This is a genomic window from Corynebacterium tuberculostearicum (assembly GCF_016894265.1).
Classification (GTDB): domain Bacteria; phylum Actinomycetota; class Actinomycetes; order Mycobacteriales; family Mycobacteriaceae; genus Corynebacterium; species Corynebacterium tuberculostearicum_D.
Genome location: NZ_CP069791.1, coordinates 138,925 through 163,064, shown reverse-complemented (window position 1 = coordinate 163,064; position 24,140 = coordinate 138,925). Strand labels below are relative to the sequence as shown.

Here is a 24,140-nt window from a genome sequence, read left to right as displayed (position 1 = left end):
GCGGACGTCGCCAAGCGTGAGTCTCGGGGAGACGCTGAGCTGGTAAAGCGAACATGACACCTTCGTTGTCGCCATGGTTCAGGGAAACCTGAAGCATTGACTGGAAGGTCATCCAATCGGGCTAGGTCCGCGTTAGAGCAGTGACACCCCGAGAAGATGGACCGGAGAAGGGGCATGGCAAATAAACAGCGGCAGTAGACGAATTGGACACTCTCCACGTGTAATGCGTGAAAACCGTCCTCTTCACAATACTTTGATTACGGGTCTTGTACCCCGTCGAGAGCACTGCGTTCTGGCCCTTGCCATGTACCGCAACTCTTGGTCGTCATGACAGTCAGACCACTGGCGTTGTGTCAGGCCCCAAGCCCGGACAACGTTATAGAGAAATCGAGAAGCAATTTCCCACCGCTTCACGCCCCGGAAACGCCGGGAATGTGAAAGTGGGGAAGCGAGGAAGAGGATAAGCGTGGCGGGACAAAAAATCCGCATTCGGCTGAAGGCCTATGACCACGAGGCTATCGACGCTTCTGCAAAGAAGATCGTCGAGACCGTTACCCGTACCGGTGCTCGTGTAGTTGGCCCAGTGCCGCTCCCAACCGAGAAGAACGTATACGCAGTTATTCGTTCTCCGCACAAGTACAAGGACTCTCGCGAGCACTTCGAGATGCGCACTCACAAGCGCCTGATCGACATTCTCGACCCAACCCCGAAGACCGTTGATGCTCTTATGCGCATCGATCTTCCGGCAAGCGTCGACGTGAACATCCAGTAAGCGACTTTGGTGGAGAACAAATAATGAGTGAAAACGAGATCAAGGGCATTCTGGGCAAGAAGCTCGGCATGACCCAGGTCTTCGACGAGGACAACCGCGTTGTGCCGGTTACCGTCGTCGAGGCAGGGCCATGCGTTGTCACCCAGATTCGCACCCCCGAAACCGATGGCTACAGCGCCATCCAGATCGCCTTTGGCGAAATCGACCCACGCAAGGCAAACAAGCCGGTTGGTGGTCACTTCAAGAAGGCTGGCGTAACCCCGCGCCGTCACGTTGCGGAAATCCGCATGGACGACACCTCTGCCTACGAGGTTGGCCAAGAGGTCAAGGTTGACATCTTCGAGGGTATCTCCTTCGTTGACGTCACCGGCAAGACCAAGGGCCACGGTTACGCTGGTGGCATGAAGCGCCACGGCTTTGCAGGCCAGGGCGCAGCTCACGGTAACCAGGCCGCTCACCGCCGCGTTGGCGGCATCGGCGGAGCTGCTACCCCGGGCCGCGTCTTCAAGGGCAAGCGCATGGCTGGCCGTATGGGCCACGACCGCGTGACCACCCAGAACCTGAAGATTCAGAAAATCGATGCCGAGTCCAACCTGCTGCTCATCAAGGGTGCTATCCCCGGTGCGCGCGGCGGCCTCGTCACCGTTAAGACCGCAGTGAAGGGCGGTGCACACGCATGAGCAACCTCAAGCTAGACGTCCACACTTCCGAGGGTAAGACCAACGGCTCTGTAGACCTGCCAGCTGAAATCTTTGACACCGAGGCATCCATTGCTTTGATGCACCAGGTTGTTAACGCTCAGCTTGCTGCTGCACGCCAGGGCACCCACGCAACCAAGACCCGCGGCGACGTCCGCGGTGGTGGTCGCAAGCCTTTCCGTCAGAAGGGCACCGGCCGTGCACGCCAGGGCTCTATCCGCGCACCGCACTACACCGGTGGCGGCACCGTCCATGGCCCACAGCCACGCGACTACGCACAGCGCACCCCTAAGAAGATGATCAAGGCTGCTCTCTTCGGTGCACTGTCTGACCGTGCTCGCAACGAGCGCATCCACGTCATCGAAGAGCTCGTACCGGGCCAGAAGCCGTCCACCAAGTCGGCCAAGGCCTTCCTCGAGTCCCTGACCGAGCGCAAGAATGTGCTGCTGGTCATCGGCCGCGAGGACATCAATGCTCGTCGTAGCGCTAATAACCTGCCTAACGTCCAGATCCTGGACGCTGGCCAGCTCAACACCTACGACGTTCTCTACTCCGATGACGTTGTGTTCTCCGTTGAGGCGCTACACACCTTCATCAACCGCGCAACCGGCGCGGATAAGGAGGAGAACTAATGGCTAAGATTTCTAACCCACGCGATGTCATCATCGCCCCGGTTGTATCCGAGAAGTCCTACGGTCTGATGGAGCAGAACGTATATACGTTCTACGTCTCCACGGACTCCAACAAGTCCCAGATTAAAGATGCCGTAGAGCAGATCTTTGACGTAAAGGTCGACTCCGTGAACACCGTGAACCGTGCAGGTAAGCGTAAGCGCACCCGCACCGGTTACGGCCAGCGTAAGTCCACCAAGCGTGCATACGTGACGCTCCGTGAAGGCAGCGACTCCATCGACGTCTTCGGCGGCGGCGCTTAAGCGCCACCGGAGAGCCGAAAGGAAAAGGAAGAATTATGGCTATTCGTAAATACAAGCCGACAACTCCGGGTCGCCGCGCATCCTCCGTTTCTGAGTTTGACGAGATCACTCGTTCTACTCCGGAGAAGTCCCTGCTGCGCCCGCTGAGCAAGACTGGTGGCCGTAACAACTACGGCCGCATCACCACCCGCCACATCGGCGGTGGCCACAAGCGCCGTTACCGTCTGATCGACTTCCGTCGTAACGACAAGGACGGCATTCCGGCAAAGGTCGCTCACATCGAGTACGACCCGAACCGCACCGCAAACATTGCACTGCTTCACTACGTTGATGGCGAGAAGCGCTATATCATCGCCCCGAAGGGCCTGAAGCAGGGCACTATCGTAGAGTCCGGCCCGAATGCAGATATCAAGGTTGGCAACAACCTGCCTCTGCGTAACATCCCGACCGGTTCCATCATCCACGCTGTTGAGCTTAAGCCGGGCGCTGGCGCTAAGCTGGCTCGCTCCGCTGGTGCTTCCATTCAGCTGCTGGGTAAGGAAGGCAAGTACGCAGTCCTGCGTATGCCGTCTTCCGAAATCCGCCGCGTGGATATCCGCTGCCGCGCCACCGTAGGTGAGGTTGGCAATGCCGAGCAGATGAACATCCGCTGGGGCAAGGCCGGCCGTATGCGCTGGAAGGGCGTACGCCCGACCGTCCGCGGTGTCGTTATGAACCCGGTTGACCACCCACACGGTGGTGGTGAGGGTAAGACCTCGGGTGGTCGCCACCCTGTGTCCCCATGGGGCCACAAGGAGGGTCGTACCCGCAACCCGAACCGTTACTCCAACAACATGATCGTGCGCCGTCGTCGCCCGAACAAGAAGCGCTAAGAGGAGGTAAACAATGCCACGCAGCCTTAAGAAGGGCCCGTTCGTCGATGAGCACCTCCTCAACAAGGTGGATGCTCAGAACGATGCAGGCACCAAGCAGGTCATCAAGACCTGGTCTCGCCGCTCGACCATTCTCCCCGATTTCATCGGTCACACCTTCGCCGTCCATGACGGCCGCAAGCACGTGCCGGTTTTCATCGAGGATTCCATGGTCGGCCACAAGCTGGGCGAGTTTGCACCAACCAAGACCTTTAAGGGTCACGTCAAGGATGACAAGAAGGGACGTCGATAAGCGATGAGTGAGACCATCACCTCCGCATCCGCCACGGCCCGCTACGTCCGCGTCACCCCGATGAAGGCACGTCGCGTGCTCGATCTGGTCCGCGGCAAGTCCGTAAGCGAAGCCCTGGCTATCCTGAAGTACGCACCGCAGGGTGCCTCCAAGCCAGTTGCTAAGGTCGTTGCTTCTGCAGCCGCTAACGCTGAGAACAACTTCGGCCTCGACCCACGCACCCTGGTCATCTCCGAGGCTTATGCCAACGAGGGTCCGACCATGCGTCGTTTCCAGCCGCGTGCACAGGGTCGTGCATTCATGATTCGTAAGCGCACCAGCCACATCACCGTGGTGGTCGAAAGCCAGCAGGAAGGGGCCAAGTAATGGGCCAGAAGATCCATCCTCACGGCCTACGTTTGGGCATCACTTCCGACTGGAAGACCCACTGGTTCGCCGATAAGGACTACGCGAACTACGTAGCCGAAGACATCAAGATTCGTAACTACCTCAACAAGGGCCTCGAGCGCGCCGGCATTGCCGACGTCGTCATCGAGCGCACCCGCGACCGCGTCCGCGTCGACATTCACACCGCCCGCCCGGGCATCGTGATTGGCCGCCGCGGTACTGAGGCTGACCGCATCCGTCGCGAGCTGGAAAAGCTCACCGGCAAGATGGTTGCCCTCAACATCCTCGAGGTTAAGCAGGTAGACGCAAACGCAACCCTGGTTGCTCACTCCATCGCGGAGCAGCTGGTTAACCGTGTCGCATTCCGTCGTGCAATGCGCAAGGCTATCCAGTCCGCTATGCGCCAGCCACAGGTTAAGGGCATCAAGATCCTGCTGTCCGGCCGCCTGGGCGGTGCAGAAATGTCCCGCGTTGAGCGCTACCACGAGGGTCGCGTTCCGCTGCACACTCTTCGCGCCGAAATCGATTACGGCACCGCAGAGGCCCACACCACCTTCGGCCGCATTGGCATCAAGGTGTGGATCTACAAGGGTGACGTCGTCGGTGGCGTACGCGAGTCCGAACTGAACGCTCCGGCACAGGGCCGTGGCCGTGACCGCAATGGTCGCTCCCGCCGCGGTGGCCAGCGCCGCCAGCGTGCACAGCAGAAGCAGGAGGGCTAATCCATGCTGATTCCTAAGCGTGTTAAGTACCGCCGTCAGCACCGCCCGAACCGTCGCGGCGTGTCCAAGGGCGGTAACCGCATCAACTTCGGCGATTACGCAATCCAGGCTCTCGAGCCGGCGTACATCACCAACCGTCAGATTGAGGCCGCACGTATTGCCATCAACCGCCACGTCAAGCGTGGTGGCAAGGTGTGGATCAACATCTTCCCGGACCGTCCGTTGACCCAGAAGCCGCTCGGCGTTCGTATGGGTTCAGGTAAGGGCCCGGTTGAGAAGTGGGTGGCTAACGTTAAGCCAGGCCGCGTACTTTTCGAGATGAGCTACCCAACCGAGGCCGTTGCTATTGAGGCTCTGCGCCGTGCAGGCCAGAAGCTTCCTTGCAAGGTCCGCATCATCAAGAAGGAGGACCAGTTCTAATGGCAACCGGTACCCCCGCCCACGAGTTCCGTGAGCTCGACAACGCTGAGCTGCAGTCCCGCCTGAAGGATGCGAAGGAAGAGCTGTTCAACCTCCGCTTCCAGAAGGCCACTGGCCAGCTGACCAACAACCGCCGCATCGGCACGGTTAAGCGCGACATTGCCCGCATCTACACCGTTCTGCGCGAGCGCGAGCTGGGCCTGTCCGTTGCTCCGGGAGCTGAGGCTTAATCATGAGTGAGGCTAACGTGACTGATTCCAAGAAGGCACCTACTCCGAAGAAGGAGAAGGTCAAGGGCGCTCCTAAGGTTCGCACCGGCTACGTAGTATCCGACAAGATGACCAAGACCATCGTTGTCGAGCTGGAAGACCGCAAGCAGCACGCCCTGTACGGCAAGATCATGCGCTCTAACAAGAAGGTTAAGGCGCACGACGAGGAAGAAACCGCAGGCATCGGCGATCTCGTACGCATCGCTGAGACCCGCCCGCTGTCCAAGGACAAGCACTTCCGTCTCGTTGAGATCATCGAGAAGGCTAAGTAAAAATTAGCCAGCGCAGCCCCTGCTCCGAATCTTATGGTTCGGGGCGGGGCCTTTGCCGTTTTAGGACTTCTTTACGGCCGGGCCCTTCCATAAAACCAGTAGGGTACCCACGTGACGTCGGTGGTATCTAGGCCCCATTCATTCACCGCGAGGCCTCGCACGCTTTTTGCTAGCCTCCCCTCGCCGGAAGCCCATACGTACCCTGGCCCCAGCGCACCGGCATAGTCCGCTCTCAGGGCGGCAACGACAGCCTCCGCCTCCTCGTGCGCTTGGGTATGAATAATTCGCAGGCTGCGTACGCTCGCCTCCCATCTAGCTGCGAGGCCTGGTTCTACCTCGTCGTTGCTGGTAACCACGGCTATAACGTCGGTGGCCCGAAGCATTTCCGGGTTATGGTCTTCTTGGTAGGCCAAAATGTGCCGCAGCGCGGGCAAGGAGGATGCGTCGGCGACTAGAAGTTGTGGCTTCTCGGTTGGCCGCCACAGGGCGTTGCAGGTGAAGAATCCCGCTGTATCTCCGGCTTGTGCGCGGCGAATCCACCGCGAGCCAGGTCCTGAATCACCGTGTGTCACCACGTCGACATCGACTGTGGCCTCCTCCGAGTGGAGCGCGCGGATGGTGTACCAGCGCAGGTCCGGCCGCCTCTCCTCGTCGATCGCGCTCACAGCCGAGCGGAGGTTTATGCCGTCGACGGGGAAGGGTGTAAATTCCTGTTCATCTCGGGGCATGACGAGTCCAAAGAATTCATCGGGACCGGAGAGGGTGTATGTCCGGAAAGCCTCGGCGTAGAACGTGAGCCGGTGCAAGCGCGGACGTATCCGTTTATTGGCGGTCAAAGTAACGGGGATGAGTTCGTGCGCAGACATTGGGGCCGATCGTAAGGAAGGGTTCATGTGTCTAAAAAATTACTAGTTTAGTTTAGCCTTGCCTAATCGGGGCTATGCGTTATAGGGTAAGCAAGGTTATTTTCCTCCTTTATTGAAAGGCTTAACCTCATGAAGATTTTCGGCCGTCGCACCATGGGCGCAGTCGCAATGCTTTCCGCCGGAGCCGTAGCTTTAGGCGGTTGCTCGCGTGGTGAGGGAGATGAAACAACTCAGGCGACCGACGCTGCCAGCAAGCAGCGCGTGGCTAGCCTGGGTCTAGGTGATGCGGACACGCTGCTTGCCCTGGGGATCGCTCCCGTAACGGTGGCGCCGTGGGGTGCTAAGGGCGATGGCGACCCTTCTGGCGTCGGCCCCTGGGCAGAGGAACTTTTGGGTGAGGCAAAGCCTGAGGTGATTTATAATACCGCAACCGGATTTACCGCGGATACCTTTGAGCAGGTCACCGCGGCCGACCCCACCCAGATCATTGCGGTGAACCAGGCGGTGGATTCACGCACGAAGGGATCCCTGGAAGAAATCGCGCCTACCACCGTCAAGCCGAACGGCTATGAAGACTGGCAGGTACCCTGGGAAAAGCAGGTAGAGACCATCGCGGATGCGGTGGACAAAGAAGACGAAGGCGATAAGCTTATCGATGACACCGAAAAGGCCTTCGAGGAGTTCCGCCACGAGCACGCGGAATTGAAGGATAAGTCTGCGGCCATCGTCATGCCTTATGACGGCAAAATTGGCCTATACACCGAGGAGGATGGGCGTGGACAATTTATCGAGGACCTTGGCATGGAGATCCCCGATGCATTGCAGGGCGATGGCGGCAGCTTCTTCGTCGACATTGCCCCAGAAAACTACGCGAAGCTTAACCAGGTTGATTACCTCTTTGTCCTGGACTACAACGGCTCCTCCGATGCCTTGAAGAAGGATAAGACCTTCCAAGGCCTCGACATTGTCAAGGAGGGTCGCGTGCGCTACTTGGATACCGATACCGGCAATGCCATGAGTATGCCCAATCCGGTGACCATCCCCTGGGCAGTAGATAAATTTGAAGAGAAGCTGTAATTGTCAGCAACCACGATGGACGGCCAACAAATCCAGGCGGATTCCGCAGCAGATAGTCCTACGACCACCGGCACCCCCGCAACGGTAGTGGCGCGGGCACAGAGTCATAAAGTGCTCCTTGTCGCCTTCATTCTCGCCAGCCTGGTGTTGGCGGTGGCGTCTTTGGCGGTGGGATCCCGCTCGATTCCGCCCGGGGAGGTTATCGCTGCCCTGCACGGGGCAGGGGAGCAGGATATCCGCGATATCGTGTGGAACCTGCGCATGCCGCGCACCTTCTTGGCTTATTTCGCCGGCGCGGCCCTTGCTGTGGCAGGTGTGCTGGCGCAATCGTGGACCAGAAACCCGTTAGCGGATCCAGGATTTATTGGTGTTACCGCGGGCGCGTCCTTCTTCGTTGCCTTAGGCACGGCCATTGGTATTGCTACCTCCACCAGTATGCGGACTACCCTCGCGCTCGTTGGCGCGGGTATTACTACGCTGCTGGTCTTAGCCGTATCGCGGCGGTTTGAGGATCCCCTGACGCTCATTCTGGTGGGCGCCGGCGTCTCCGCAGCTTTGGGATCGGGCGCGACGATCATCGGTCTATATTCCACGGACGTCCTCGATAGCATGCGGCGGTGGACTATCGGCTCGACCTTTGGCCGCGGCCCAGAAGATGTCGCGATCGCGGGCATAGGGCTAGTTATTGGCGTAGCGTGCGCGGCGATGGTGGCTAGACCCCTCGACCTTCTGGCAATGGGGGAGGAGTCCTCCCTCACCTTGGGTGGGTCCCCCACTACCGCGCGGGTGGGCGCGGCGCTCAGCGTCGTGGTGTTGGCTGGCAGCGCAACGGCAGCAACGGGTCCTATTGCCTTCGTCGGTTTTGCCATTCCCCACATCGTGCGGCGGGTGGTGGGCCCTAGCGTTGCCACCTTGCTTTTGCCCTCCGCGCTCTTGGGCGGTTGTGCCGTGCTTGCCGCTGATATCACCGGCCGCCTCATTGCGGGTAACTCGGAGCTGGAGATGTCGATCGTCCTCGCGATAGTGGGCGCACCTTTCCTCATTTGGGGTGCTCACCGCGGCGTGGGCAGAGCATGGGGGCAATAAAGCATGACCGCAATCAGCAATATTTTAAAAGCTCAACAACGCCGCCGGCACGTGCGCGTGCTCGCTTCCACGCTGGCTTTCATCCTCATCGCCCTTAGCGCGTACCTAGTGCTACTGGGGCAAGGTCCCATGGCATTGAGTCCGCGGCAGGTTATCGATGTCCTCACCGGAGGCGGCAGCAAGAACCACATCAGGGTGGTGTGGGACTTGCGCCTGCCGGTTGCCATCGCCACCGTTATCGTGGGGGCAGCCCTCGGCCTGGCCGGTTCTTGGACGCAAACCATGGCTCGCAACCCGCTGGCCTCCCCGGATATTTTAGGCGTTACCGGCGGGGCGTCGGTGCTGGTGGTCTTGGGCACCGTGCATTCGCGCCCCAGTTTCGCCGAGGGTATCCCGGAGTTTTGGTGGCGGGCATGCCTGGCGATGATCGGCGCCCTCCTCGTTGTCATCCTCCTCGCTGTTCTGGGTGGCATCGGTACGAGCAACCGCATCGTCATCATCGGTATTGCGTTATCGCTGATGTTTAACGCCCTCGTCGCGTATTTTATGCGCAGCGCCCAGATCCTGCGCGCTGCGGAGGCGCAGACTTGGCTCGCGGGATCGACTGGATTTGTGCACATGGAGGTCATCCTCCCCCTCCTGGTGGCATTAGCGCCGTTTCTCGCCATCGGCATCTGGTGCGCGCGGGAGCTGCCGCTGCTTGCCCATGATGATTCCTCCGCAACCACCCTGGGCGTGAACATCGCCCGCCAGCGCGCACTCCTGCTTATTGCGGCAACAGGCATCAGCGCCGTGGTGGTCTCGGTGGTGGGGCCCATTGGGTTTATCGCGCTGTTGGCGCCGCACCTGGCGCGGATGGTGGCGCGCACCCCCACGCCATCGCCGCTGGCATCGGCAGCCGCGGGTGCCGCATTGCTGACCGTGTGTGCTGTGATCGCTGGTGCTATCCCGGTAAATGCACCGGTGGGTGCGGTTTCCTCGGTCATTGGTGGCTGCGCCTTGGTGATATTGGTGTGGAATGCGGCCGGGCGCAGCTAAACGTTGTGCCGCGGCACAGCAGGGGAACGGATAAGCACGGCGCCAGATGGTGCTAGACAGTCAGACGTGGATGAAGGAAAAGAAATGAAGGATAATCGGCCTAATCAGCCAAAACAGACCACGAGCCCGAAGCCTCGGTGCAGCCTCCACGCCACCGGCATTCATGCGGGATATAAGGATGGCGAGGATATCCTTGCCGGCGTTGATCTGCACGCCCGCGCCGGCGAAGTTACCACGCTCATTGGGCCGAATGGCTGCGGCAAGTCCACGCTGCTGAAAACTCTCTCGAAAATCCTGGCCCCGCGGCAGGGCAGCGTCATGGTTGGGGAAGTTGACCTACACGCCATGTCCGCGAAGGCTGCCGCGCAGCAGGTGGCGCTACTGCCACAGCACCCCGTGGCCCCCGATGGGCTGCGGGTGGGGGAGTTGGTCGCGCGCGGGCGTCATCCCTATCAGGGGAGGATGCGCGGCCTTTCCGCGACGGACCGGGAGATTATTGCGCAGGCTTGCGAGGCTACCGAAATTGTAGACTTCCTCGATCGTGATATTGCTTCGCTATCGGGCGGGCAGCGCCAGCGCGTTTGGCTGGCATTGGCCCTGGCACAAGACACGCCCGTGCTGCTTCTCGATGAACCCACGACCTTCCTCGACCCTGCCCATGCCATGCGCATGCTGGAGTTGGCCCGCGCACAGGCGCAGGCGGGAAAGACAGTGGTTGTAGTCCTACACGATCTCATGCTGGCGGGCCACTATTCTGATTCCATGGTGGTGATGAAATCCGGCGATATCATCGCTCGTGGGGCACCGAAACAAGCGCTGTCGCCGAAGGTATTGGCGCAGGCCTATGGCATCGAGGCTGAGGCCTGGGAGGATCCGCTTGGCGATGCCCCCATCATCGTTCCCCGCCGCGTCGTAGCGGCGCATTAGTGGAGAGCTGCCAATAGTGGCTGTGTGCTAGACGCTTTACTTGACCTTTCGTTGTACATCTAGAAAAGAAATTGCCACTACAAAAAGATTGAGCACGCTTCCCGCGCCGAGCAAAAAGGTGCCGATTCGATAGGAGCCTGTGCCTACGGCGGCCATATTGCCGTAGATATAGACCCAGATTCCCCAGCCAATAAGGAGTACGAGCCCGGCGAGACCGGAGAGCAGTCGCAGGCTGCGTGGGGAGGAGGGGGCGAAGAACTTATAGGCGGCGTCGACAAGCGCGCAGGCAGCAATGCCCAAGCTCAAACCGCCAGTGAGCCAAACAGGCAGCAGTGCGGCGGTGCCAAAGACTACAGGCAGAATGAATGCGAGAAATGCGAGGACAAAGAGCGCGGCGTGGAGCCACAGCGTGCGCTTGGTATAGGTCATAGCGAAGACTCTACTTCCTCGCGGCGCGGGGGATTGGCACCCTTGCGGGAAACGGTGATGCCAGCGGCAGTTACGGCGAAGGACAAGATGTCCTTCCACTGCGCCGGGTCTAGGGTGGCAAGGGCAGCGGCGTCGAGCCCGCGTTCATCAATCTGGGTCAGCAGGGCGGCCATGACGGTGTCGCCGGCACCGATGGTATCGGAGACGGTTACTTGCGCGGCCGGCACCGTAAGAGTGGTATCGCCCGCGCGAACGCTAAGGCCCTCCCCGCCGCGGGTGACCACTACGATGGGCACCTGCGAAATGAGGTCATCGCCCAGGAACTCGATCTCTTCGTCGGAAAGCTTCAACAAAGTCACATAGGGGAGTAGTTCCGCCAAGAATTCGCGGTGCTCCGCCGTAGCGTAGAAGGGGCGGATATTCGGGTCGAGGGCGACCAGGGTTCCCTGCGCGGCAAAATCCTTAAGCAGTTGCGCATAGCGAGAGGCTCCTGGTTCGAGAGCGAGGGAGACCGTGCCGAAGCATGCGATATCGGCCGGCACCAGCTGTGGCTCAACCAGGCGATCGGCCGTGCCCTCGATATAGAAGTTATAGGAGGCCGAGCCGTCCTCATGGATAGTGGTAACAGCCAAGGTTGTGGGCTCGTCACCGCGCTGGAGGTGAGTGGTGGTTACCCCCTCTGCCTCAAGGCGACCAACGAGTTCCTGCCCGAAACCATCGGTAGAAAGGCGCGACTGGAACTCTACGTCTGCTCCCAGTCTGGCGGCCGCGATGGCCACGTTAAACGGCCCGCCGCCCAGCGCCGGCGTGTGGTCGTTCAAGCTGCCAGGGGCCACCGGAACGAGGTCCACGAGGCCTTCACCGCACACATGAATAGTCATGTTTCCATAGTATCGGTGATATGAACTACCGTCCCAATTTTCACCTCGCCCCGCCGCAAGGCCGCCTCAATGATCCCAATGGCGTCTTTGTGGATGGCGATACCCTGCACGTGTACTACCAGCACGACCCGGCCTTTCCCCGCAAGCCCAAGCGCACGGGCTGGGGGCATGCGACGGCGAGCGTATCGGCCCCCACGCCGTGGCAGCACCACCCCGATGCCTTGTATCCGGACCTGCCCTATGACAAGGATGGTTGCTACTCGGGCGGTGCGGTGGTCGATGGCACCGACGTCTGGCTGTTCTACACAGGCAACCTGAAAGAGGATGGCCGCCGCATCCCGTCCCAGAATCGCGTGCGCGCCATAGACCCTTCGGGCCCGGAGGGTGGCATCTACCTCCGCGACGAGAATAATCCCCTCATTCCGGACTCCCCGGAGGGCTATACGGGGCACTTCCGGGATCCACAGATCACCCGCGATGGCGATGGCTGGCGGATGGTCATCGGCGCCCAGACCGAAGACGAGCGCGGCACCATTGTGCTGTACCGCTCGCGGGACCTGGCCCAATGGGAATTCCAGGGCGAGATTTCCTTCGACGATCCTTCGCAACTGCCTGGGGGCTACATGTGGGAGTGCCCCAACCTGCTTACCTTGGGCGATAAGCAGGTCCTCATCTTCTGCCCCCAGGCAGAAACGGACCGGTGCGGATATATCGTGGGCACGCTCGATGGCCTGAATTTCCATATTGAGCGCGGTTTTACCCTCCTTGACCATGGCACCCAGTTCTATGCGCCCCAGGCCACCGAGGACGGCATCCTACTGGGGTGGATGGGCATGCCCGCCCAGGATGACACCCCAACGGAAGGCTGGGTCCATACCTTGACGCTGCCGCGCCGCATCTGGCTGGAGGATAACTACCTGCATCAAGAGCCGCTGTGGTCCGCCCTGCCGGAGACCCAAGGGCGCGAAGGCTTTGGCTCCACCATCGATATCAAGGGCGAAGGCTCCTTTGCTCTTATCGACGCCGCCGGGGACGAAGCCTTCCGCGTCACCCAACGTGACGGCACCATCGCCTTTAACGGCGGCGATCCCATCGACTGCCCGGATGGCGAGATGCGCTTGATTGCTGATGGCTGCGCCGTCGAGGTATACGCCGGTGGCGGTCGCATCGCCGCGTCCTTCGCTGTGTTTGGCGAGTCCCCCTGGCAGGGCTGGGAGCCGCGCGGGTAGGTGTACCCGAAACCGGTGAAGTTGCCAACACTCCGCCCGAATGTGTGGACTTAGGCCCGAATTCCGGCTGTAATGGAAATAAGCAGTCACGTCCGGTATTCGGATGTGAGCCATTACACTGAAGGGCTCTTCTATGGACCACAAGGAAGTAGCCGCCCGCACGCTAAAAGCACTGGGCGGCGAAGACAACATCATCGCACTCGCGCACTGCGCCACGCGCCTGCGCATGGTGCTGCAAGATTCTGACAAGGTAGACACCGCCGCACTGGATAATGACCCCGACCTCAAGGGCACCTTTGAGGCCGGCGGCATGTTCCAGGTCATCGTCGGCCCCGGCGACGTCAATATCGTCTTCCAGGAAATGACCAGCGTCATTTCCAAGGACGTGGCAGTATCCACCGACCGCTTGAAAGACATCGCCGCTGAATCCGGCAATTGGTTCAGCCGTGCCGTCAAAGTTCTGGCTGATATCTTCGTCCCTCTCATCCCCATCCTGTTGGGTGGAGGTTTGCTCATGGCGCTCAATAACGTCTTGACGGCCGAGGGTCTGTTTGGCGATAAATCCGTCATCGAGATGTTCCCAGCGTGGGAAGGCTTTGCCGGGCTAGTTAATTTGCTAGCCGCCGCGCCATTCGCCTTCCTGCCCATCCTCGTCGGCTTTACGGCAACGAAGCGCTTCGGCGGCAACGAGTTCCTCGGTGCCGGTATGGCCATGGCGATGGTCATGCCCGATTTGGTCAGCGGCTACAGCGTGGCCGAGGCGATCGAAAACGGTGAGATGTCCTACTGGAACATCTTCGGCTTCGACGTCGCCCAGGCCGGCTACCAGGGCTCCATCCTGCCCATCCTGGTGATTTCGTGGATTCTCGCCACCTTAGAGAAATTCCTGCACAAGCACCTCAAGGGCACGGTGGACTTCATGCTCACCCCGCTGCTCACGCTCCTCATTACCGGCTTCCTTACTTTTATGGGCTTGGGCCCCATCCTGCGCACGGCCGGCGAGTGGCTGGGCATGGGCCTGGCCAACCTCTATGACTTTGCCGGTCCCGTCGCCGGCTTCCTCTTCGGCCTCGTCTACTCGCCGATTGTGATTACCGGCCTGCACCAATCCTTCCCGCCGATTGAGACGATGCTGTGGAACGAGGGCGGCTCCTTCGTCTTCCCGATTGCCTCCATGGCCAATATCGCCCAGGGCGGCGTCGCACTCGCCGTGTACTTCCTGGCCCGCTCCGAAAAGCTCAAGGGCCTGGCCGGTGCTTCCGGTATTTCTGCCCTCTTCGGTATTACCGAGCCCGCCATCTTCGGCGTGAACCTCCGCCTGCGCTGGCCGTTCTATATCGGCATGGCGGCATCTGCTATTTCTTCTGCCTTCATCGCCATCTTTGGCGTGCTTGCCGACGCCCTCGGTGCCGCCGGCTTCATCGGCTTCGTCTCCGTCCCCCGCTTCGTCCCGACTTTCCTGTTGTGCGGCGTTATCTCCTTCGTAGTCGCCTTTGTGGGCGCTTACCTCTACGGACGGGTGCTCATTCGCAAGAATGGCTCCATCGACCCGGATGAGGTCAACCCTCCCGCAGCCGAGGCGCAGGCCGCCGCAGGCACCCCGGCTGCGGTAGCTGCCGACGATGCGTGCACCATCTTCTCCCCGCTGGAGGGCACCGCCGTACCACTGTCTCAGGTCAGTGACCCCATGTTTGCTGGCGGCAAGCTGGGCCAAGGTGTAGCAATCGAGCCGACCGTGGGCAAGCTGGTTGCGCCTGCCGACGGCAAAATCACCGTCACCTTCCCCTCCCACCACGCCTACGCCATCCGCGCCAAGGACCCAGCGGTGGGAAATATCGATATCCTCATGCACATTGGTTTCGATACGGTAAACCTCAAGGGCGAACACTTCACCTCCCACGTCACCAAGGGCGATGAAGTCAAGCGAGGCGATGTCCTTGCCGAATTCGATATCGACGCCATCAAGGCCGCCGGCCTTCCGGTAACCACCCCGGTGGTGGTCTCCAATTCCAAGAAGACCGGCCCTGTTATTCCTACCGAGGCCTTCCGTCCCGGCGAGCTCATTGGTTCTGGAACGGATCTATTTACCGTTGACCCAAAGGCTCAGCAGGAGGTTCCGGAGTCTTCTGCGAAGAAAGCAACGTCTTAAAACTAGACTTTCTAATAGACGAACAAGGCTAGGAGAGGATGGACCCCAGCCCTTTCGTGCTGGTTAACATTGATTAAGCACCGCTACGGGCCCGGCGGGCGAGCGCATTGCCTAAACCTTGGATTGCTTGTACTACCACGATGAGGATAATCACGGTGAGGATAATGGCTACGGTATCGAATTGCTGATAACCATAAGAAACAGCCAAGTCACCGACGCCGCCACCACCGATGGTTCCGGCCATCGCGGTGGCAGAAATCAAGGTAATGGTGGAGGTAGTCAGCGCCAAGATGATTGAGGCCTTAGCCTCTGGCAGCAAGAAGTAGCGGATGGTTTGCCACAAGGAAGCGCCCATGGATTCTGCGGCTTCTAGGATGCCATCGCCAACTTCCAACACCGATTGCTCGATGAGGCGGGCCATAAAAGGTGCGATGAAGATGGTCAGTGGTACCAGTGCGGCGGTCATGCCAATGGAAGTGCCGACGATAAGGCGTGTGAACGGGACGATCGCTACCATCAAAATGATGAACGGCAAAGAGCGCACCGTATTGACTAAGAAGTCCGTGATCCGAAACAGTACGCGGTTGGGGTACATGCCATGTGGGTTAGCAAGCACCAAGATGATTCCTAGGGCGACACCACCAATCGTTCCTAAGAAGAGGGAAATACCTACCATATAGAGGGTTTGCCAGCCGGCCTCTAGGTATTGATCGATAGAAACCTTGGTATCGAAAATCTCGGTTAAGTCCATTAGTTCACTACCTCTGCATTGAGTTGACCCTGGTCCTGTATCCACCGCACGGCGTCAGCAAGGGCAGCTTCATCCTTATTGACGAGCCCGAGCACTAACGAGCCAACCGAGCCATCGCGCAAGGCTACGTCGGAGGCGTGGATAATATCGGTGGCGATGCCTCGTTGCACGAGGCTGTTGACAAGGCCTTTCGCCGCGCCGCTGTGGTGCGTAACGCGCAGGACACGGTCATATTGGGAATCATCGAGCGCGCCTTGTACCGGCGCCGGAAGGTGCTGCGGTAGTACGGTCTCCACCAGCTGCTGCGTCAAGGGCTGCTGTGGGGCAGAAAAGACGCTGCTCACGGGGCCGTTTTCGATGACGCGGCCGTCTTCCATGACTACAACGGTGTCTGCAAGTCGGGAGATAACACCCATCTCATGTGTGATGATGACGACCGTGATATCCAGTTCCTGGTTTACTCGGGCGATGAGATCCAGAATCTGGGTTGTCGTTAAGGGATCGAGGGCTGACGTAGGTTCATCGCATAGCAGGATCTTGGGGTTGGTAATCAAGGCGCGGGCGATGCCTACGCGTTGACGTTGACCACCAGAAAGCTGCTTAGGCAGCGATTTCGCGCGCCCTTCAAGGCCCACCATCTGTAGTACTTCGGTAACGCGCTGCTGGATTTCTTTCTTCGGGGTCTTTGCCAAGATGAGCGGCATTGCCACGTTCTGGGCCACCGTCTGCGTATCGAGCAGGTTGAAGTGTTGGAATACCATGGACACTTCTCCGCGCAGCTCGCGCAGTTGTTTCTTGGACAGCGCGTTAAGATCCCGGCCCAGAACATTGACCGACCCAGCGGTGGGCTTCTCCAGCCCGTTAATGGTGCGCAGCAAGGTGGATTTGCCGGCACCACTTGTGCCGACCACCCCGAAAATGGAGCCCTTTTCGATGTCTAAGTTGATACCTTCCAGGGCTGTCACCGAGGCCGACTTCGTGCGAAAGGTCTTGCCTAGGTCGCGAATTTCAACATCAAGCATGGAGAAAATTTCCGGATTAGTTCTTGAGCGAGTCTGGTACGAACCAATAGTTTTCCTCGTTCACGCTATCGACGTGATCGACGAACTCCTGGGACTTATAGGCATCAATAACTGCCTTAGCCCAGTCAGTGTCTTTCTTGTCTTGCGTGGTCACTGCCTGGAGAATGAGATCATCGCTAAGATCTTCTTCACCTAGAGCCAGGGATGGATCGACCTTGGAGGAATAAGCGATGGAACCCGGAATAACGCCCCAGTCAACATCGTCCATGGAGCGGGGAATGGTGGCAGAATCCATCGGCTGAATCTTGAGGTCGTGCGGATTGTCCTTAATGTCATTGACTGTCAAGAGGTTCTGGTCAGCATCGTCCTTCATCGTGAGCCAGCCGAGCTTGACCAGGAGGCGGAATGCGCGGGTTTGGTTAGAACCATCTTGAGGGATGGCAACGGTGTGGCCTTTATCCGCATCGTCAATGGATTTATGGGACTTAGAGTAAATCTTGGTCTTGACGGTAGGGATGTCAGTGAGGCTAGTTAGTTCAGATCCAGTCTCTTCGTTGTAGACGTTCATGTACGCCGTGTGCTGATCTACGTTGAGATCGACCTGGCCTTCAGATAAAGCGACGTTTGCTTGCCGTAGTTCAGAGAAGTCGGTGTAATCGACCTTAAAGCCTTCATCCTCGAGGATCGGTTCAATACCGTCCTTGAAAAGTTCGGAATACGGTCCTGGAGAAGTACCAACCTGAATCGTATCTGCATCGGCTGTATTCTCACTATCGCTAGCGCAAGCGCTCAGGGAGAGTGCGGTTGCGGTAGCTGTTACCGATGCGGCGATTTTTGTAAATAGAGAGCGTGTCATGAGGAACCTTTAAGTAGTAGTCGTAAAAGTGGGCATTCTACAGACTACCCGGTTCAACTATTTAGACCAACCGGTACGGAATTGAAGCTTGCGTGTTTCGTGGTTAGCTCGGGCGGTGGAAAATACATTTCCGCAAGTTGGCGGCAATCGATACGGCACTTGCGTTTTCAATTGGGCTAGATTAATAGGATTCTATTTGTGTATTCGTACAAACAGGCCTAGTTGTGTGACAGGGTATAAGTAACTTTGGGTGGCGGCTTTTTGGGGGGTAGGGGATATGGACGGGGTAGATCGGGGCAGGGCTATTGAGCTGTAGGGGTCGATCTCGTCCGCTGTGAAGAGTTCATCTACCTGGCCCTGTAAGTGTCAGTACGCACAGAAAAGGCTGTGCCGACCAGGAAATACTCCCGGACGACACAGCCAATCCCTTTTACGTTATTGCCGTGTGTGTGTTTCGCTTAAGCGAAGAACTTGCGGCGTGCGGCGAAAGCACCGGCAGCGACCATTGCAGCTACGGCCAGAGCGGCCAGGGCCTGTGCAACGGAGTTGGAGCCGGTCTCAGCGGACATACCACGTGCGGAGTCTGCGGACTCGCCAGCAGCTGGTGCAGATGGTGCGGAAGGAGCGTCGGCCTGGGCTGCGTCACCCTCAGCCAGCTGACCGCCCTGGGCGATAACTTCGTCCTTGTTAGCGTTCAGCATCTGCTCGGAAGCAGCCTTTTCCTCAGCAGTCGGTTCCTGGTTCTTGCGTGCCTCGTCCTTGACGTAGGTCTTGCCATCCTGGGACAGGTACCAGGTGATGCCACCGATTACCAAGGCTGCTGGCAGTGCCAGCCAAGCCAGGTTCTTCTTGTCGAATTCAGGCTTCGGATCCTCAGACGGGGCAGACGGGAATGCCTTTGCGTAAGCTTCGCGCATTTCGTCAGTGATCTCTTCGTTTACCAGAGCCGGGTCGTTGACGTATACGGACGGATCCTTCAGGCTCTGGTACCACTCGTTGCCCTCAGCGTCCTTCTTGGTAGCCGGATCGGGGATGTCTTTATCCTGAGAGCCTTCGGAGCCCTCGGAATTTCCTCCCTCAGAATCATTTTCTTCAGCGTCGTTTGCGCCCTCGGAGTCATTCGAACCGTCAGTGTCGGCTTCACCGTCGGTGGTGCCAGCATTGTCGTTTCCGAGCTCTGCGTCGCGAATCTGTCGTGCCTCTTCTACGGAAATTGCTTTACGCTCAACGAGGTTTCCGTCTTCGTCTCGCTTATCGTAAATGTACGTGGAGCCACCATTATCGTCTTGGCGAACGTATTCCTCGCCGCCTTTGGTAACGGACATTGGGTCGCCGATTTGAGCCTGAGCAACAGCTGCGCCGCCAAAGGCGAGCGCGCCGGTCAGAACAGCAGCGGTCAGGGTCTGTGGCAAACGCTTCATGTGTTTCTCCTTCGGGAAATATAGGTACGCGCCAAAAAATAGATGTCTTTCTTGACGCAAACCACATTAGTCACATCGCCCCCAACTGTCACCTCAAAAACGTGAATTAACTGGAATTTTCATGTGTTACACGTGTGAAAGTTGGGCAATTTGGAACATGTGTGCCCGGAAAGTTGCACCGCCAGGCTTGGGAGTGCGAACTAAAGTCCCAGATAGAGCGATTAAATGCGACGGGCGAGGGGGATTGACCTATTCGAAACAAGGCTTTATGGGGGTGTCCGGGGGTAATGCAGGGAAAATTTTGGCGTTGGAGGGGTGTCGGCAAGCAAAAGACAGTGTTTTGGTAATGGTGCGCGCGTGTGGTTGAATGTATAGGTTGCGAAAGCTGGTCGGCCCGTAGCGGTGCGTTTCCGAACCGCCGGTCCGAGACCCTTCGGCACAGTCCGTTGTAAAGGCTTGAGCATCGCAAGTTTGTAGACCGCGTGTGGCAAGGACGGAAATCTTACCGCACATCAATCCAGGTCAGGAGACCCATAGTGATTCAGCAAGAATCGCGTCTGCGCGTCGCCGACAACTCTGGTGCACGTGAACTGCTGTGCATCCGCGTTCTTGGCGGCTCTGTCCGACGCTCCGCTGGCATCGGCGACGTCATCGTCGCGACTGTCAAGGACGCCGTTCCAGGCGGCAACGTCAAGGAAGGCGACGTAGTAAAGGCCGTTATCGTCCGCGCTAAGAAGGAAACCCGTCGTCCGGACGGCTCCTACATTCGCTTCGACGAGAACGCTGCAGTTGTTCTCAAGGGCGATAGCGAGCCCCGTGGTACCCGTATCTTCGGACCGGTTGCTCGCGAACTTCGTGACAAGCGTTTCATGAAGATCGTTTCTCTCGCACCGGAGGTGATCTAGTCTTATGAAGATCCATAAGGGAGATATGGTGATCGTCATTTCGGGCCCAGATAAGGGCGCGAAGGGCAAGGTCATCGAGGCATACCCAAAGCGTGACAAGGTCCTCGTTGAGGGCGTTAACCGCATCAAGAAGCACGTCGCAAACTCTGCTGCCGAGCGTGGCGCCGAGTCCGGCGGAATCGTTACCCAGGAAGCTCCGATCCACGTGTCCAACGTTGCGATCGTTGACTCCGAAGGCAACCCGACCCGCGTGGGCTACCGTTTCGACGAGAACGGCAAGAAGGTCCGTATCGCGCGTAGCAACGGGAAGGACATCTAAAAATGAGCGAGAACTACACCCCGCGTCTGAAGACTCGCTACCGCGAGGAAATCCGCAAGTCCCTGAATGACGAGTTCAAGTACGACAACGTCATGCAGATCCCTGGTGTTACCAAGGTTGTTGTCAACATGGGTGTTGGCGAAGCCGCACGTGACTCCAAGGTCATCAACGGCGCACTCGAGGACCTGACCGCTATTACCGGTCAGAAGCCGCAGCTGCGTCGCGCTAAGAAGTCCATCGCGAACTTCAAGCTTCGTGAGGGCATGCCCATCGGCGCACGCGTTACCCTGCGCGGCGACCGTATGTGGGAGTTCCTGGACCGCCTGCTGACCATCGCGCTGCCACGTATTCGTGACTTCCGCGGTCTGTCTGATCAGCAGTTCGACGGCCACGGCAACTACACCTTCGGCCTGTCCGAGCAGTCCATGTTCTACGAGATCGACATCGACAAGATCGATCGCCCTCGTGGTATGGACATCACCGTCGTTACCACCGCTACTAACGACGACGAGGGCCGCAAGCTCCTGCGCGAGCTCGGCTTCCCGTTCAAGTAAATAGAGCGCTAAAAATCCCAACTCCCCGGAAGGGGCGTTGGGATTTTCTAGTTTTACCGAGCACCTTGAATTCAAAGGTGCGTAGGCGCTGGCGTGCGCGGGCCTGGCTTAAGCGCTTTCGGCCTCTGTGTGAGTGGTGCCCTCATACTGCCAGCCGACGACCGCGTTGCGTACCGCTGGCTCCAACGGATTCGCAGGTTGGATACAACTAATGGTGAGCAGGCGGCCGGGCATGGGCCCATCGCCCCAGATAGAGGTGTCATCAGAAAGGCCTTGCTTATCAGGGTCGTGCAGATCGGTTGCAGTATAGATGAGCCAGTTCTGCCCGGAGTCTTGGGTGCGCACGTAGAGCTTGTCTCCCAGATGGACCTTGTGCTCGTTGGCGGAGCCATCGTAGAGATTGTTGAATACGGCCGGCACGCCCGCCCCGGTATGTCCCGCGATGACGACGATGTCTTGTGCCGTGGTGCCTGGCAGCGAGTAAGGGCGATCATCGGCGGTATAGGTGCAGGCCTTATTCATGGTGTCTGGATTGATAGCGCCATTGACCACGCGGCAGGAACCATCCTCGAACTCCGCGTGTACCTCGATGGCGGGGATGAAGAGCTCTACCGCGGGGGAAGGTTCAATAGCAGGCGCCTCTTGGGCGGTGACCTCGTTGGTCTCCAAACCTTCGGGCGGATTGACCACGCGATTAATGGTGCTGGCGATCGCTACCGTGGCGATGATGCCCACGACGACGCGCAGGATGCCGGAGGACCTCCATGCTTCTTTGATGCGGTGCCACAGGGTGGGCTTACGGCGCTGGCGAGGGAGGGAAGTGTCCTCAATGCGGCGCGGTGGCCGTCGGCGTTGTTGTTGGCGGGTGCGCGACTCGGTCTGGCGCCATTGGCGATCTGCATCTGTGTGCTGGGAACGCGATGGAACGTGCCGGCGCCCGTTAGTGGGAAGCCGATTCGGTTCCCTCCGCGGCCGGTAGTGGGAATCCATGCGACCTCCGAAGAGAAATTAAGGGTTATAGGAAAGCTCTAGCTTACAACGCAGGGGTATGCATTCCCGGAATTGGCTCGGAAACAGGTGGTCAGGATAGGATTAGAAGGATTTAATTCGCTCTAATTAATGAGGTAAAAGATGTCTCTCAATGATGCTGCCAAGGCGGCAGCTGTCAAAAAGGTCACCTTGTTGGATGAATCCTTCTCTCGCTTCGCGGTGCGCTCCACCTTGGCCGGCGTGTACCTGTGCATCGGTACCGCATTTGCTGGTGTGGTTGGCCAAGCCGTCAATGGGGTAGCACCAGGCTTGGGTGCGGTGACCTTTGCTCTATTCTTCGGCCTCGGGCTCTTCGCCATTTTGATTCTGGGCGCGGATCTGGCCACGGGAAACATGATGTATATGGTCTATGCCGCAAGCAATAAGCAGGTCTCGTGGGGCAAAGCCTTCTACCTTTTGCTCATCACGACTCTCTTCAATCTGGTGGGCGCAGTCATCTTTGCGGCCATCATGGGTATGTCCGCAAAATTCGCTGACATGGATCCTTCGCATCTGTTGGTCACCCTTTCTGAGGGGAAGCTGACCAAGTCCCCGCAGGGAATGCTGGTAGAGGGAATCGCGGCGAACTTTGTGGTCAATATGGGCATTGTCGGCGCCATCTTTGCTAAGGACATTGTCTCTAAGTTCTTCGTCATCATTCCGATCATTGGCGCCTTTGTTGGCCTGGGCCTGGAGCACGTAATTGCGAACTTCTGCCTGTTTAGTTTCACCCTCTTTGGATCCGATCCGTTGCCTGCAACCCTGACTGTGGGCAATGTGGCGCTCAATTGGATCCTGGTGTGGATCGGCAATTTGATTGGCGGCGGTCTGCTGATTGGCGGCGTATACGCTTGGCTCAACCGTGGGCCGGAGGCTTATCGCGATTAGGCGAGCTCGCCGGAATACAGATTAAAGCGGTCGCCGCGGGCGAAGCCGACGAGCGCCATGCCGGTTTCGCGGGCCGTTTCCACCGCTAGGGAGGAGGCGGCGCTCACGGCAACCAGCATGCCAAAGCCGGCCATCGCAGCCTTTTGAACGAGCTCGAAGCTGGCGCGCGAGCTCATCACCAAAATAAGGTCATCTGCGGGGAGTTTGTCCTCTAATAGAAGGTGGCCGATGACCTTATCCGCAGCATTGTGGCGGCCGATATCCTCGCGAATGACTACCGGTTCACCGTCCAAGGTGAAGGCACCGGCGGCGTGAATGCCGCCGGTCTTTTTAAATTGTTTCTGCTCGGCTCGGAGCTTATCTGGCAGCTTGGCGACGACATAGGGATCCACCGGCACTCGGGGAATCGGGTAGCGGGTCTGCTTAGTCAAAGCCTCGATAGAAGAGGTGCCGCATACGCCGCAGGCGGAAGTGGTGGTGGTCAACCGCAGATCGCTCAGATCCAGTACATTCTTCTTCGCCAGATCGATGTCCAGCAGGTTGTAGGTATTCATGCCGTTGACGGTGGCGCCGGCGCAGTAGCGGGCCTCGGTGACGTCGCTAAGCGAAGCAATATGGCCCTCTGAATGCAAGAATCCATGCGCCAGCTCAATGTCATGGCCAGGGGTGCGCATTGTGGTGGTGATGGTCTGGCCACCTGCGCGGATTTCCAAGGGTTCTTCGCCGGCGACGGTATCGGCGCGGGTATCGACCTGCAGGCTATCTCCCAGGCGGACCTTGGTGACGGCAAAGGTGGAGTTCTTGCGGCCGGCCATTACTGCAGCACCTGCTTCAGGACATCGATATTGCTGCGGGCTTCCTCTACGTTGCTGGAGGCTAGACCCACGAGGAAGGCGGTAAGTGGGGCCGCGGGGCGGGAGCGATTGTGCGCGACGTCCTTGGTGAGGTCCAGGATTTCGCGGGTGAGTGCGGTTGCCTCCTGAGGATCGAGGCCGAGATGACGGGCGGCTTCTTCGAGCCACTCGTGTGCGGATTGGATGGGGTCCTCGTGTGTTTGGCTCATCACCATCTCCTT

The 24,140-nt window shown here is 58.8% G+C and carries 31 protein-coding genes; 21 read left to right on the top strand and 10 right to left on the bottom strand.

Annotation, left to right across the window (positions count from 1 at the left end; all coding sequences use genetic code 11):
* Positions 1-466: 466 nt before the first annotated feature.
* The 11 genes from rpsJ to rpsQ are packed head-to-tail and all read left to right on the top strand — an operon-like array spanning position 467 to position 5,638.
* Entirely contained in the window at positions 467-772 is a 306-nt protein-coding gene (rpsJ, locus tag I6J28_RS00870) for a 30S ribosomal protein S10 (RefSeq protein WP_003848085.1), read from the top strand.
* A 23-nt stretch (positions 773-795) separates the two neighbouring features.
* Positions 796-1,452 (top strand): 50S ribosomal protein L3, encoded by a 657-nt coding sequence (gene rplC / locus I6J28_RS00865; RefSeq protein WP_204610256.1) that lies wholly within the window; start codon positions 796-798, stop codon positions 1,450-1,452.
* A complete protein-coding gene (rplD, locus tag I6J28_RS00860; RefSeq protein ID WP_005322847.1) occupies positions 1,449-2,102 on the top strand; it encodes a 50S ribosomal protein L4 in 654 nt (217 codons plus the stop codon). Before rplC ends, rplD begins: the two co-directional genes overlap by 4 nt.
* The gene (gene rplW / locus I6J28_RS00855) at positions 2,102-2,404 is read left to right on the top strand and encodes a 50S ribosomal protein L23 (RefSeq protein WP_204610254.1); all 303 of its coding nucleotides are present in this window, start codon (positions 2,102-2,104) and stop codon (positions 2,402-2,404) included. The genes rplD and rplW overlap by 1 nt, the downstream gene beginning before the upstream one ends.
* Positions 2,405-2,439: 35 nt before the next feature.
* Positions 2,440-3,276 carry a 50S ribosomal protein L2 gene (gene rplB / locus I6J28_RS00850; RefSeq protein WP_204610252.1) on the top strand — a complete coding sequence of 279 codons (837 nt, stop codon included), beginning with the start codon at positions 2,440-2,442 and terminating at the stop codon, positions 3,274-3,276.
* Between the two features lie 13 nt (positions 3,277-3,289).
* Complete coding sequence (rpsS, locus tag I6J28_RS00845; RefSeq protein ID WP_005276936.1) at positions 3,290-3,568, top strand: 30S ribosomal protein S19; 279 nt, start codon at positions 3,290-3,292, stop codon at positions 3,566-3,568.
* A gap of 3 nt (positions 3,569-3,571) precedes the next feature.
* Entirely contained in the window at positions 3,572-3,934 is a 363-nt protein-coding gene (rplV, locus tag I6J28_RS00840) for a 50S ribosomal protein L22 (protein WP_005276938.1), read from the top strand.
* Entirely contained in the window at positions 3,934-4,677 is a 744-nt protein-coding gene (gene rpsC / locus I6J28_RS00835; RefSeq protein WP_204610250.1) for a 30S ribosomal protein S3, read from the top strand. Before rplV ends, rpsC begins: the two co-directional genes overlap by 1 nt.
* A gap of 3 nt (positions 4,678-4,680) precedes the next feature.
* The gene (gene rplP, locus I6J28_RS00830) at positions 4,681-5,097 is read left to right on the top strand and encodes a 50S ribosomal protein L16 (RefSeq protein ID WP_005322843.1); all 417 of its coding nucleotides are present in this window, start codon (positions 4,681-4,683) and stop codon (positions 5,095-5,097) included.
* Positions 5,097-5,327 carry a 50S ribosomal protein L29 gene (gene rpmC, locus I6J28_RS00825; RefSeq protein WP_005322842.1) on the top strand — a complete coding sequence of 77 codons (231 nt, stop codon included), beginning with the start codon at positions 5,097-5,099 and terminating at the stop codon, positions 5,325-5,327. Before rplP ends, rpmC begins: the two co-directional genes overlap by 1 nt.
* Positions 5,328-5,329: 2 nt before the next feature.
* The gene (rpsQ, locus tag I6J28_RS00820) at positions 5,330-5,638 is read left to right on the top strand and encodes a 30S ribosomal protein S17 (RefSeq protein WP_005322841.1); all 309 of its coding nucleotides are present in this window, start codon (positions 5,330-5,332) and stop codon (positions 5,636-5,638) included.
* Positions 5,639-5,709: 71 nt separating this feature from the next.
* Here rpsQ and I6J28_RS00815 read toward each other — a convergent pair whose 3' ends face one another.
* Positions 5,710-6,504 carry a siderophore-interacting protein gene (locus I6J28_RS00815; protein ID WP_239454636.1) on the bottom strand — a complete coding sequence of 265 codons (795 nt, stop codon included), beginning with the start codon at positions 6,502-6,504 and terminating at the stop codon, positions 5,710-5,712.
* A 129-nt stretch (positions 6,505-6,633) separates the two neighbouring features.
* Between I6J28_RS00815 and I6J28_RS00810 the strand changes: the two genes are divergently transcribed.
* The 4 genes from I6J28_RS00810 to I6J28_RS00795 all read left to right on the top strand — a co-directional run bounded on the left by I6J28_RS00810 (position 6,634) and on the right by I6J28_RS00795 (position 10,632).
* Positions 6,634-7,581, top strand: a complete 948-nt coding sequence (locus I6J28_RS00810) for an ABC transporter substrate-binding protein (protein ID WP_204610246.1) — start codon at positions 6,634-6,636, stop codon at positions 7,579-7,581.
* Positions 7,582-8,667, top strand: a complete 1,086-nt coding sequence (locus I6J28_RS00805; RefSeq protein ID WP_204610245.1) for a FecCD family ABC transporter permease — start codon at positions 7,582-7,584, stop codon at positions 8,665-8,667. It begins immediately after the preceding gene.
* A gap of 3 nt (positions 8,668-8,670) precedes the next feature.
* Positions 8,671-9,705: a FecCD family ABC transporter permease gene (locus I6J28_RS00800; protein ID WP_204610244.1), complete on the top strand. Its 1,035-nt coding sequence runs from the start codon at positions 8,671-8,673 to the stop codon at positions 9,703-9,705.
* A gap of 84 nt (positions 9,706-9,789) precedes the next feature.
* Positions 9,790-10,632, top strand: coding sequence for an ABC transporter ATP-binding protein (locus tag I6J28_RS00795; RefSeq protein WP_204611373.1), 843 nt, complete (start codon positions 9,790-9,792; stop codon positions 10,630-10,632).
* Between the two features lie 36 nt (positions 10,633-10,668).
* On the opposite strand, the gene I6J28_RS00790 is transcribed toward I6J28_RS00795, so the two are convergent.
* Both I6J28_RS00790 and I6J28_RS00785 read right to left on the bottom strand, forming a co-directional pair.
* On the bottom strand, positions 10,669-11,061 hold the full coding sequence (locus tag I6J28_RS00790) for a multidrug transporter (protein ID WP_049378870.1): 393 nt from the start codon (positions 11,059-11,061) through the stop codon (positions 10,669-10,671).
* A complete protein-coding gene (locus I6J28_RS00785) occupies positions 11,058-11,942 on the bottom strand; it encodes a carbohydrate kinase family protein (protein ID WP_204610243.1) in 885 nt (294 codons plus the stop codon). Before I6J28_RS00785 ends, I6J28_RS00790 begins: the two co-directional genes overlap by 4 nt.
* Positions 11,943-11,962: 20 nt before the next feature.
* Here I6J28_RS00785 and I6J28_RS00780 point away from each other — a divergent pair, with 20 nt between their 5' ends.
* Positions 11,963-13,171, top strand: a complete 1,209-nt coding sequence (locus I6J28_RS00780; RefSeq protein ID WP_204610242.1) for a glycoside hydrolase family 32 protein — start codon at positions 11,963-11,965, stop codon at positions 13,169-13,171.
* Positions 13,172-13,304: 133 nt separating this feature from the next.
* Complete coding sequence (locus tag I6J28_RS00775) at positions 13,305-15,320, top strand: sucrose-specific PTS transporter subunit IIBC (protein WP_204610241.1); 2,016 nt, start codon at positions 13,305-13,307, stop codon at positions 15,318-15,320.
* A 73-nt stretch (positions 15,321-15,393) separates the two neighbouring features.
* On the opposite strand, the gene I6J28_RS00770 is transcribed toward I6J28_RS00775, so the two are convergent.
* The 4 genes from I6J28_RS00770 to I6J28_RS00755 form a co-directional block, all read right to left on the bottom strand.
* Entirely contained in the window at positions 15,394-16,071 is a 678-nt protein-coding gene (locus tag I6J28_RS00770; RefSeq protein ID WP_204610240.1) for a methionine ABC transporter permease, read from the bottom strand.
* Positions 16,071-17,093, bottom strand: a complete 1,023-nt coding sequence (locus tag I6J28_RS00765) for a methionine ABC transporter ATP-binding protein (protein WP_204610239.1) — start codon at positions 17,091-17,093, stop codon at positions 16,071-16,073. The genes I6J28_RS00770 and I6J28_RS00765 overlap by 1 nt, the downstream gene beginning before the upstream one ends.
* A 16-nt stretch (positions 17,094-17,109) precedes the next feature.
* Positions 17,110-17,949, bottom strand: a complete 840-nt coding sequence (locus I6J28_RS00760; protein ID WP_204610237.1) for a MetQ/NlpA family ABC transporter substrate-binding protein — start codon at positions 17,947-17,949, stop codon at positions 17,110-17,112.
* A 458-nt stretch (positions 17,950-18,407) separates the two neighbouring features.
* Positions 18,408-19,370: a hypothetical protein gene (locus I6J28_RS00755; protein WP_204610236.1), complete on the bottom strand. Its 963-nt coding sequence runs from the start codon at positions 19,368-19,370 to the stop codon at positions 18,408-18,410.
* A 536-nt stretch (positions 19,371-19,906) separates the two neighbouring features.
* Here I6J28_RS00755 and rplN point away from each other — a divergent pair.
* From rplN to rplE, 3 genes are read left to right on the top strand one after another with little or no spacing between them, the layout of a single operon-like run.
* Complete coding sequence (rplN, locus tag I6J28_RS00750; protein WP_005322812.1) at positions 19,907-20,275, top strand: 50S ribosomal protein L14; 369 nt, start codon at positions 19,907-19,909, stop codon at positions 20,273-20,275.
* A gap of 4 nt (positions 20,276-20,279) precedes the next feature.
* Complete coding sequence (gene rplX, locus I6J28_RS00745) at positions 20,280-20,594, top strand: 50S ribosomal protein L24 (protein WP_023027809.1); 315 nt, start codon at positions 20,280-20,282, stop codon at positions 20,592-20,594.
* A gap of 2 nt (positions 20,595-20,596) precedes the next feature.
* Positions 20,597-21,148, top strand: a complete 552-nt coding sequence (gene rplE, locus I6J28_RS00740) for a 50S ribosomal protein L5 (protein ID WP_005322808.1) — start codon at positions 20,597-20,599, stop codon at positions 21,146-21,148.
* A gap of 108 nt (positions 21,149-21,256) precedes the next feature.
* On the opposite strand, the gene I6J28_RS00735 is transcribed toward rplE, so the two are convergent.
* The gene (locus I6J28_RS00735; protein ID WP_204610235.1) at positions 21,257-22,138 is read right to left on the bottom strand and encodes a hypothetical protein; all 882 of its coding nucleotides are present in this window, start codon (positions 22,136-22,138) and stop codon (positions 21,257-21,259) included.
* Positions 22,139-22,279: 141 nt separating this feature from the next.
* On the opposite strand from I6J28_RS00735, the gene I6J28_RS00730 reads away from it, so the two are divergent.
* Positions 22,280-23,065, top strand: a complete 786-nt coding sequence (locus tag I6J28_RS00730) for a formate/nitrite transporter family protein (protein WP_204610234.1) — start codon at positions 22,280-22,282, stop codon at positions 23,063-23,065.
* Here the strand turns inward: I6J28_RS00730 and fdhD are convergent.
* On the bottom strand, positions 23,062-23,880 hold the full coding sequence (gene fdhD / locus I6J28_RS00725; protein WP_204610233.1) for a formate dehydrogenase accessory sulfurtransferase FdhD: 819 nt from the start codon (positions 23,878-23,880) through the stop codon (positions 23,062-23,064). The genes I6J28_RS00730 and fdhD overlap by 4 nt on opposite strands.
* Entirely contained in the window at positions 23,880-24,128 is a 249-nt protein-coding gene (locus tag I6J28_RS00720; RefSeq protein WP_204610232.1) for a DUF6457 domain-containing protein, read from the bottom strand. Before I6J28_RS00720 ends, fdhD begins: the two co-directional genes overlap by 1 nt.
* Positions 24,129-24,140 lie beyond the last annotated feature (12 nt).

Coding starts and splice junctions, on each gene's coding strand:
- rplC (WP_204610256.1), top strand. CDS start 796: ATGAGTGAAAACGAGATCAAGGGCATTCTGGGCAAGAAGCTCGGCATG.
- rplD (WP_005322847.1), top strand. CDS start 1,449: ATGAGCAACCTCAAGCTAGACGTCCACACTTCCGAGGGTAAGACCAAC.
- rplW (WP_204610254.1), top strand. CDS start 2,102: ATGGCTAAGATTTCTAACCCACGCGATGTCATCATCGCCCCGGTTGTA.
- rplB (WP_204610252.1), top strand. CDS start 2,440: ATGGCTATTCGTAAATACAAGCCGACAACTCCGGGTCGCCGCGCATCC.
- rpsS (WP_005276936.1), top strand. CDS start 3,290: ATGCCACGCAGCCTTAAGAAGGGCCCGTTCGTCGATGAGCACCTCCTC.
- rplV (WP_005276938.1), top strand. CDS start 3,572: ATGAGTGAGACCATCACCTCCGCATCCGCCACGGCCCGCTACGTCCGC.
- rpsC (WP_204610250.1), top strand. CDS start 3,934: ATGGGCCAGAAGATCCATCCTCACGGCCTACGTTTGGGCATCACTTCC.
- rplP (WP_005322843.1), top strand. CDS start 4,681: ATGCTGATTCCTAAGCGTGTTAAGTACCGCCGTCAGCACCGCCCGAAC.
- rpmC (WP_005322842.1), top strand. CDS start 5,097: ATGGCAACCGGTACCCCCGCCCACGAGTTCCGTGAGCTCGACAACGCT.
- rpsQ (WP_005322841.1), top strand. CDS start 5,330: ATGAGTGAGGCTAACGTGACTGATTCCAAGAAGGCACCTACTCCGAAG.
- I6J28_RS00815 (WP_239454636.1), bottom strand. CDS start 6,504: ATGTCTGCGCACGAACTCATCCCCGTTACTTTGACCGCCAATAAACGG.
- I6J28_RS00810 (WP_204610246.1), top strand. CDS start 6,634: ATGAAGATTTTCGGCCGTCGCACCATGGGCGCAGTCGCAATGCTTTCC.
- I6J28_RS00800 (WP_204610244.1), top strand. CDS start 8,671: ATGACCGCAATCAGCAATATTTTAAAAGCTCAACAACGCCGCCGGCAC.
- I6J28_RS00795 (WP_204611373.1), top strand. CDS start 9,790: ATGAAGGATAATCGGCCTAATCAGCCAAAACAGACCACGAGCCCGAAG.
- I6J28_RS00790 (WP_049378870.1), bottom strand. CDS start 11,061: ATGACCTATACCAAGCGCACGCTGTGGCTCCACGCCGCGCTCTTTGTC.
- I6J28_RS00785 (WP_204610243.1), bottom strand. CDS start 11,942: ATGACTATTCATGTGTGCGGTGAAGGCCTCGTGGACCTCGTTCCGGTG.
- I6J28_RS00780 (WP_204610242.1), top strand. CDS start 11,963: ATGAACTACCGTCCCAATTTTCACCTCGCCCCGCCGCAAGGCCGCCTC.
- I6J28_RS00775 (WP_204610241.1), top strand. CDS start 13,305: ATGGACCACAAGGAAGTAGCCGCCCGCACGCTAAAAGCACTGGGCGGC.
- I6J28_RS00770 (WP_204610240.1), bottom strand. CDS start 16,071: ATGGACTTAACCGAGATTTTCGATACCAAGGTTTCTATCGATCAATAC.
- I6J28_RS00765 (WP_204610239.1), bottom strand. CDS start 17,093: ATGCTTGATGTTGAAATTCGCGACCTAGGCAAGACCTTTCGCACGAAG.
- I6J28_RS00760 (WP_204610237.1), bottom strand. CDS start 17,949: ATGACACGCTCTCTATTTACAAAAATCGCCGCATCGGTAACAGCTACC.
- I6J28_RS00755 (WP_204610236.1), bottom strand. CDS start 19,370: ATGAAGCGTTTGCCACAGACCCTGACCGCTGCTGTTCTGACCGGCGCG.
- rplX (WP_023027809.1), top strand. CDS start 20,280: ATGAAGATCCATAAGGGAGATATGGTGATCGTCATTTCGGGCCCAGAT.
- rplE (WP_005322808.1), top strand. CDS start 20,597: ATGAGCGAGAACTACACCCCGCGTCTGAAGACTCGCTACCGCGAGGAA.
- I6J28_RS00735 (WP_204610235.1), bottom strand. CDS start 22,138: ATGGATTCCCACTACCGGCCGCGGAGGGAACCGAATCGGCTTCCCACT.
- I6J28_RS00730 (WP_204610234.1), top strand. CDS start 22,280: ATGTCTCTCAATGATGCTGCCAAGGCGGCAGCTGTCAAAAAGGTCACC.
- fdhD (WP_204610233.1), bottom strand. CDS start 23,880: ATGGCCGGCCGCAAGAACTCCACCTTTGCCGTCACCAAGGTCCGCCTG.
- I6J28_RS00720 (WP_204610232.1), bottom strand. CDS start 24,128: ATGAGCCAAACACACGAGGACCCCATCCAATCCGCACACGAGTGGCTC.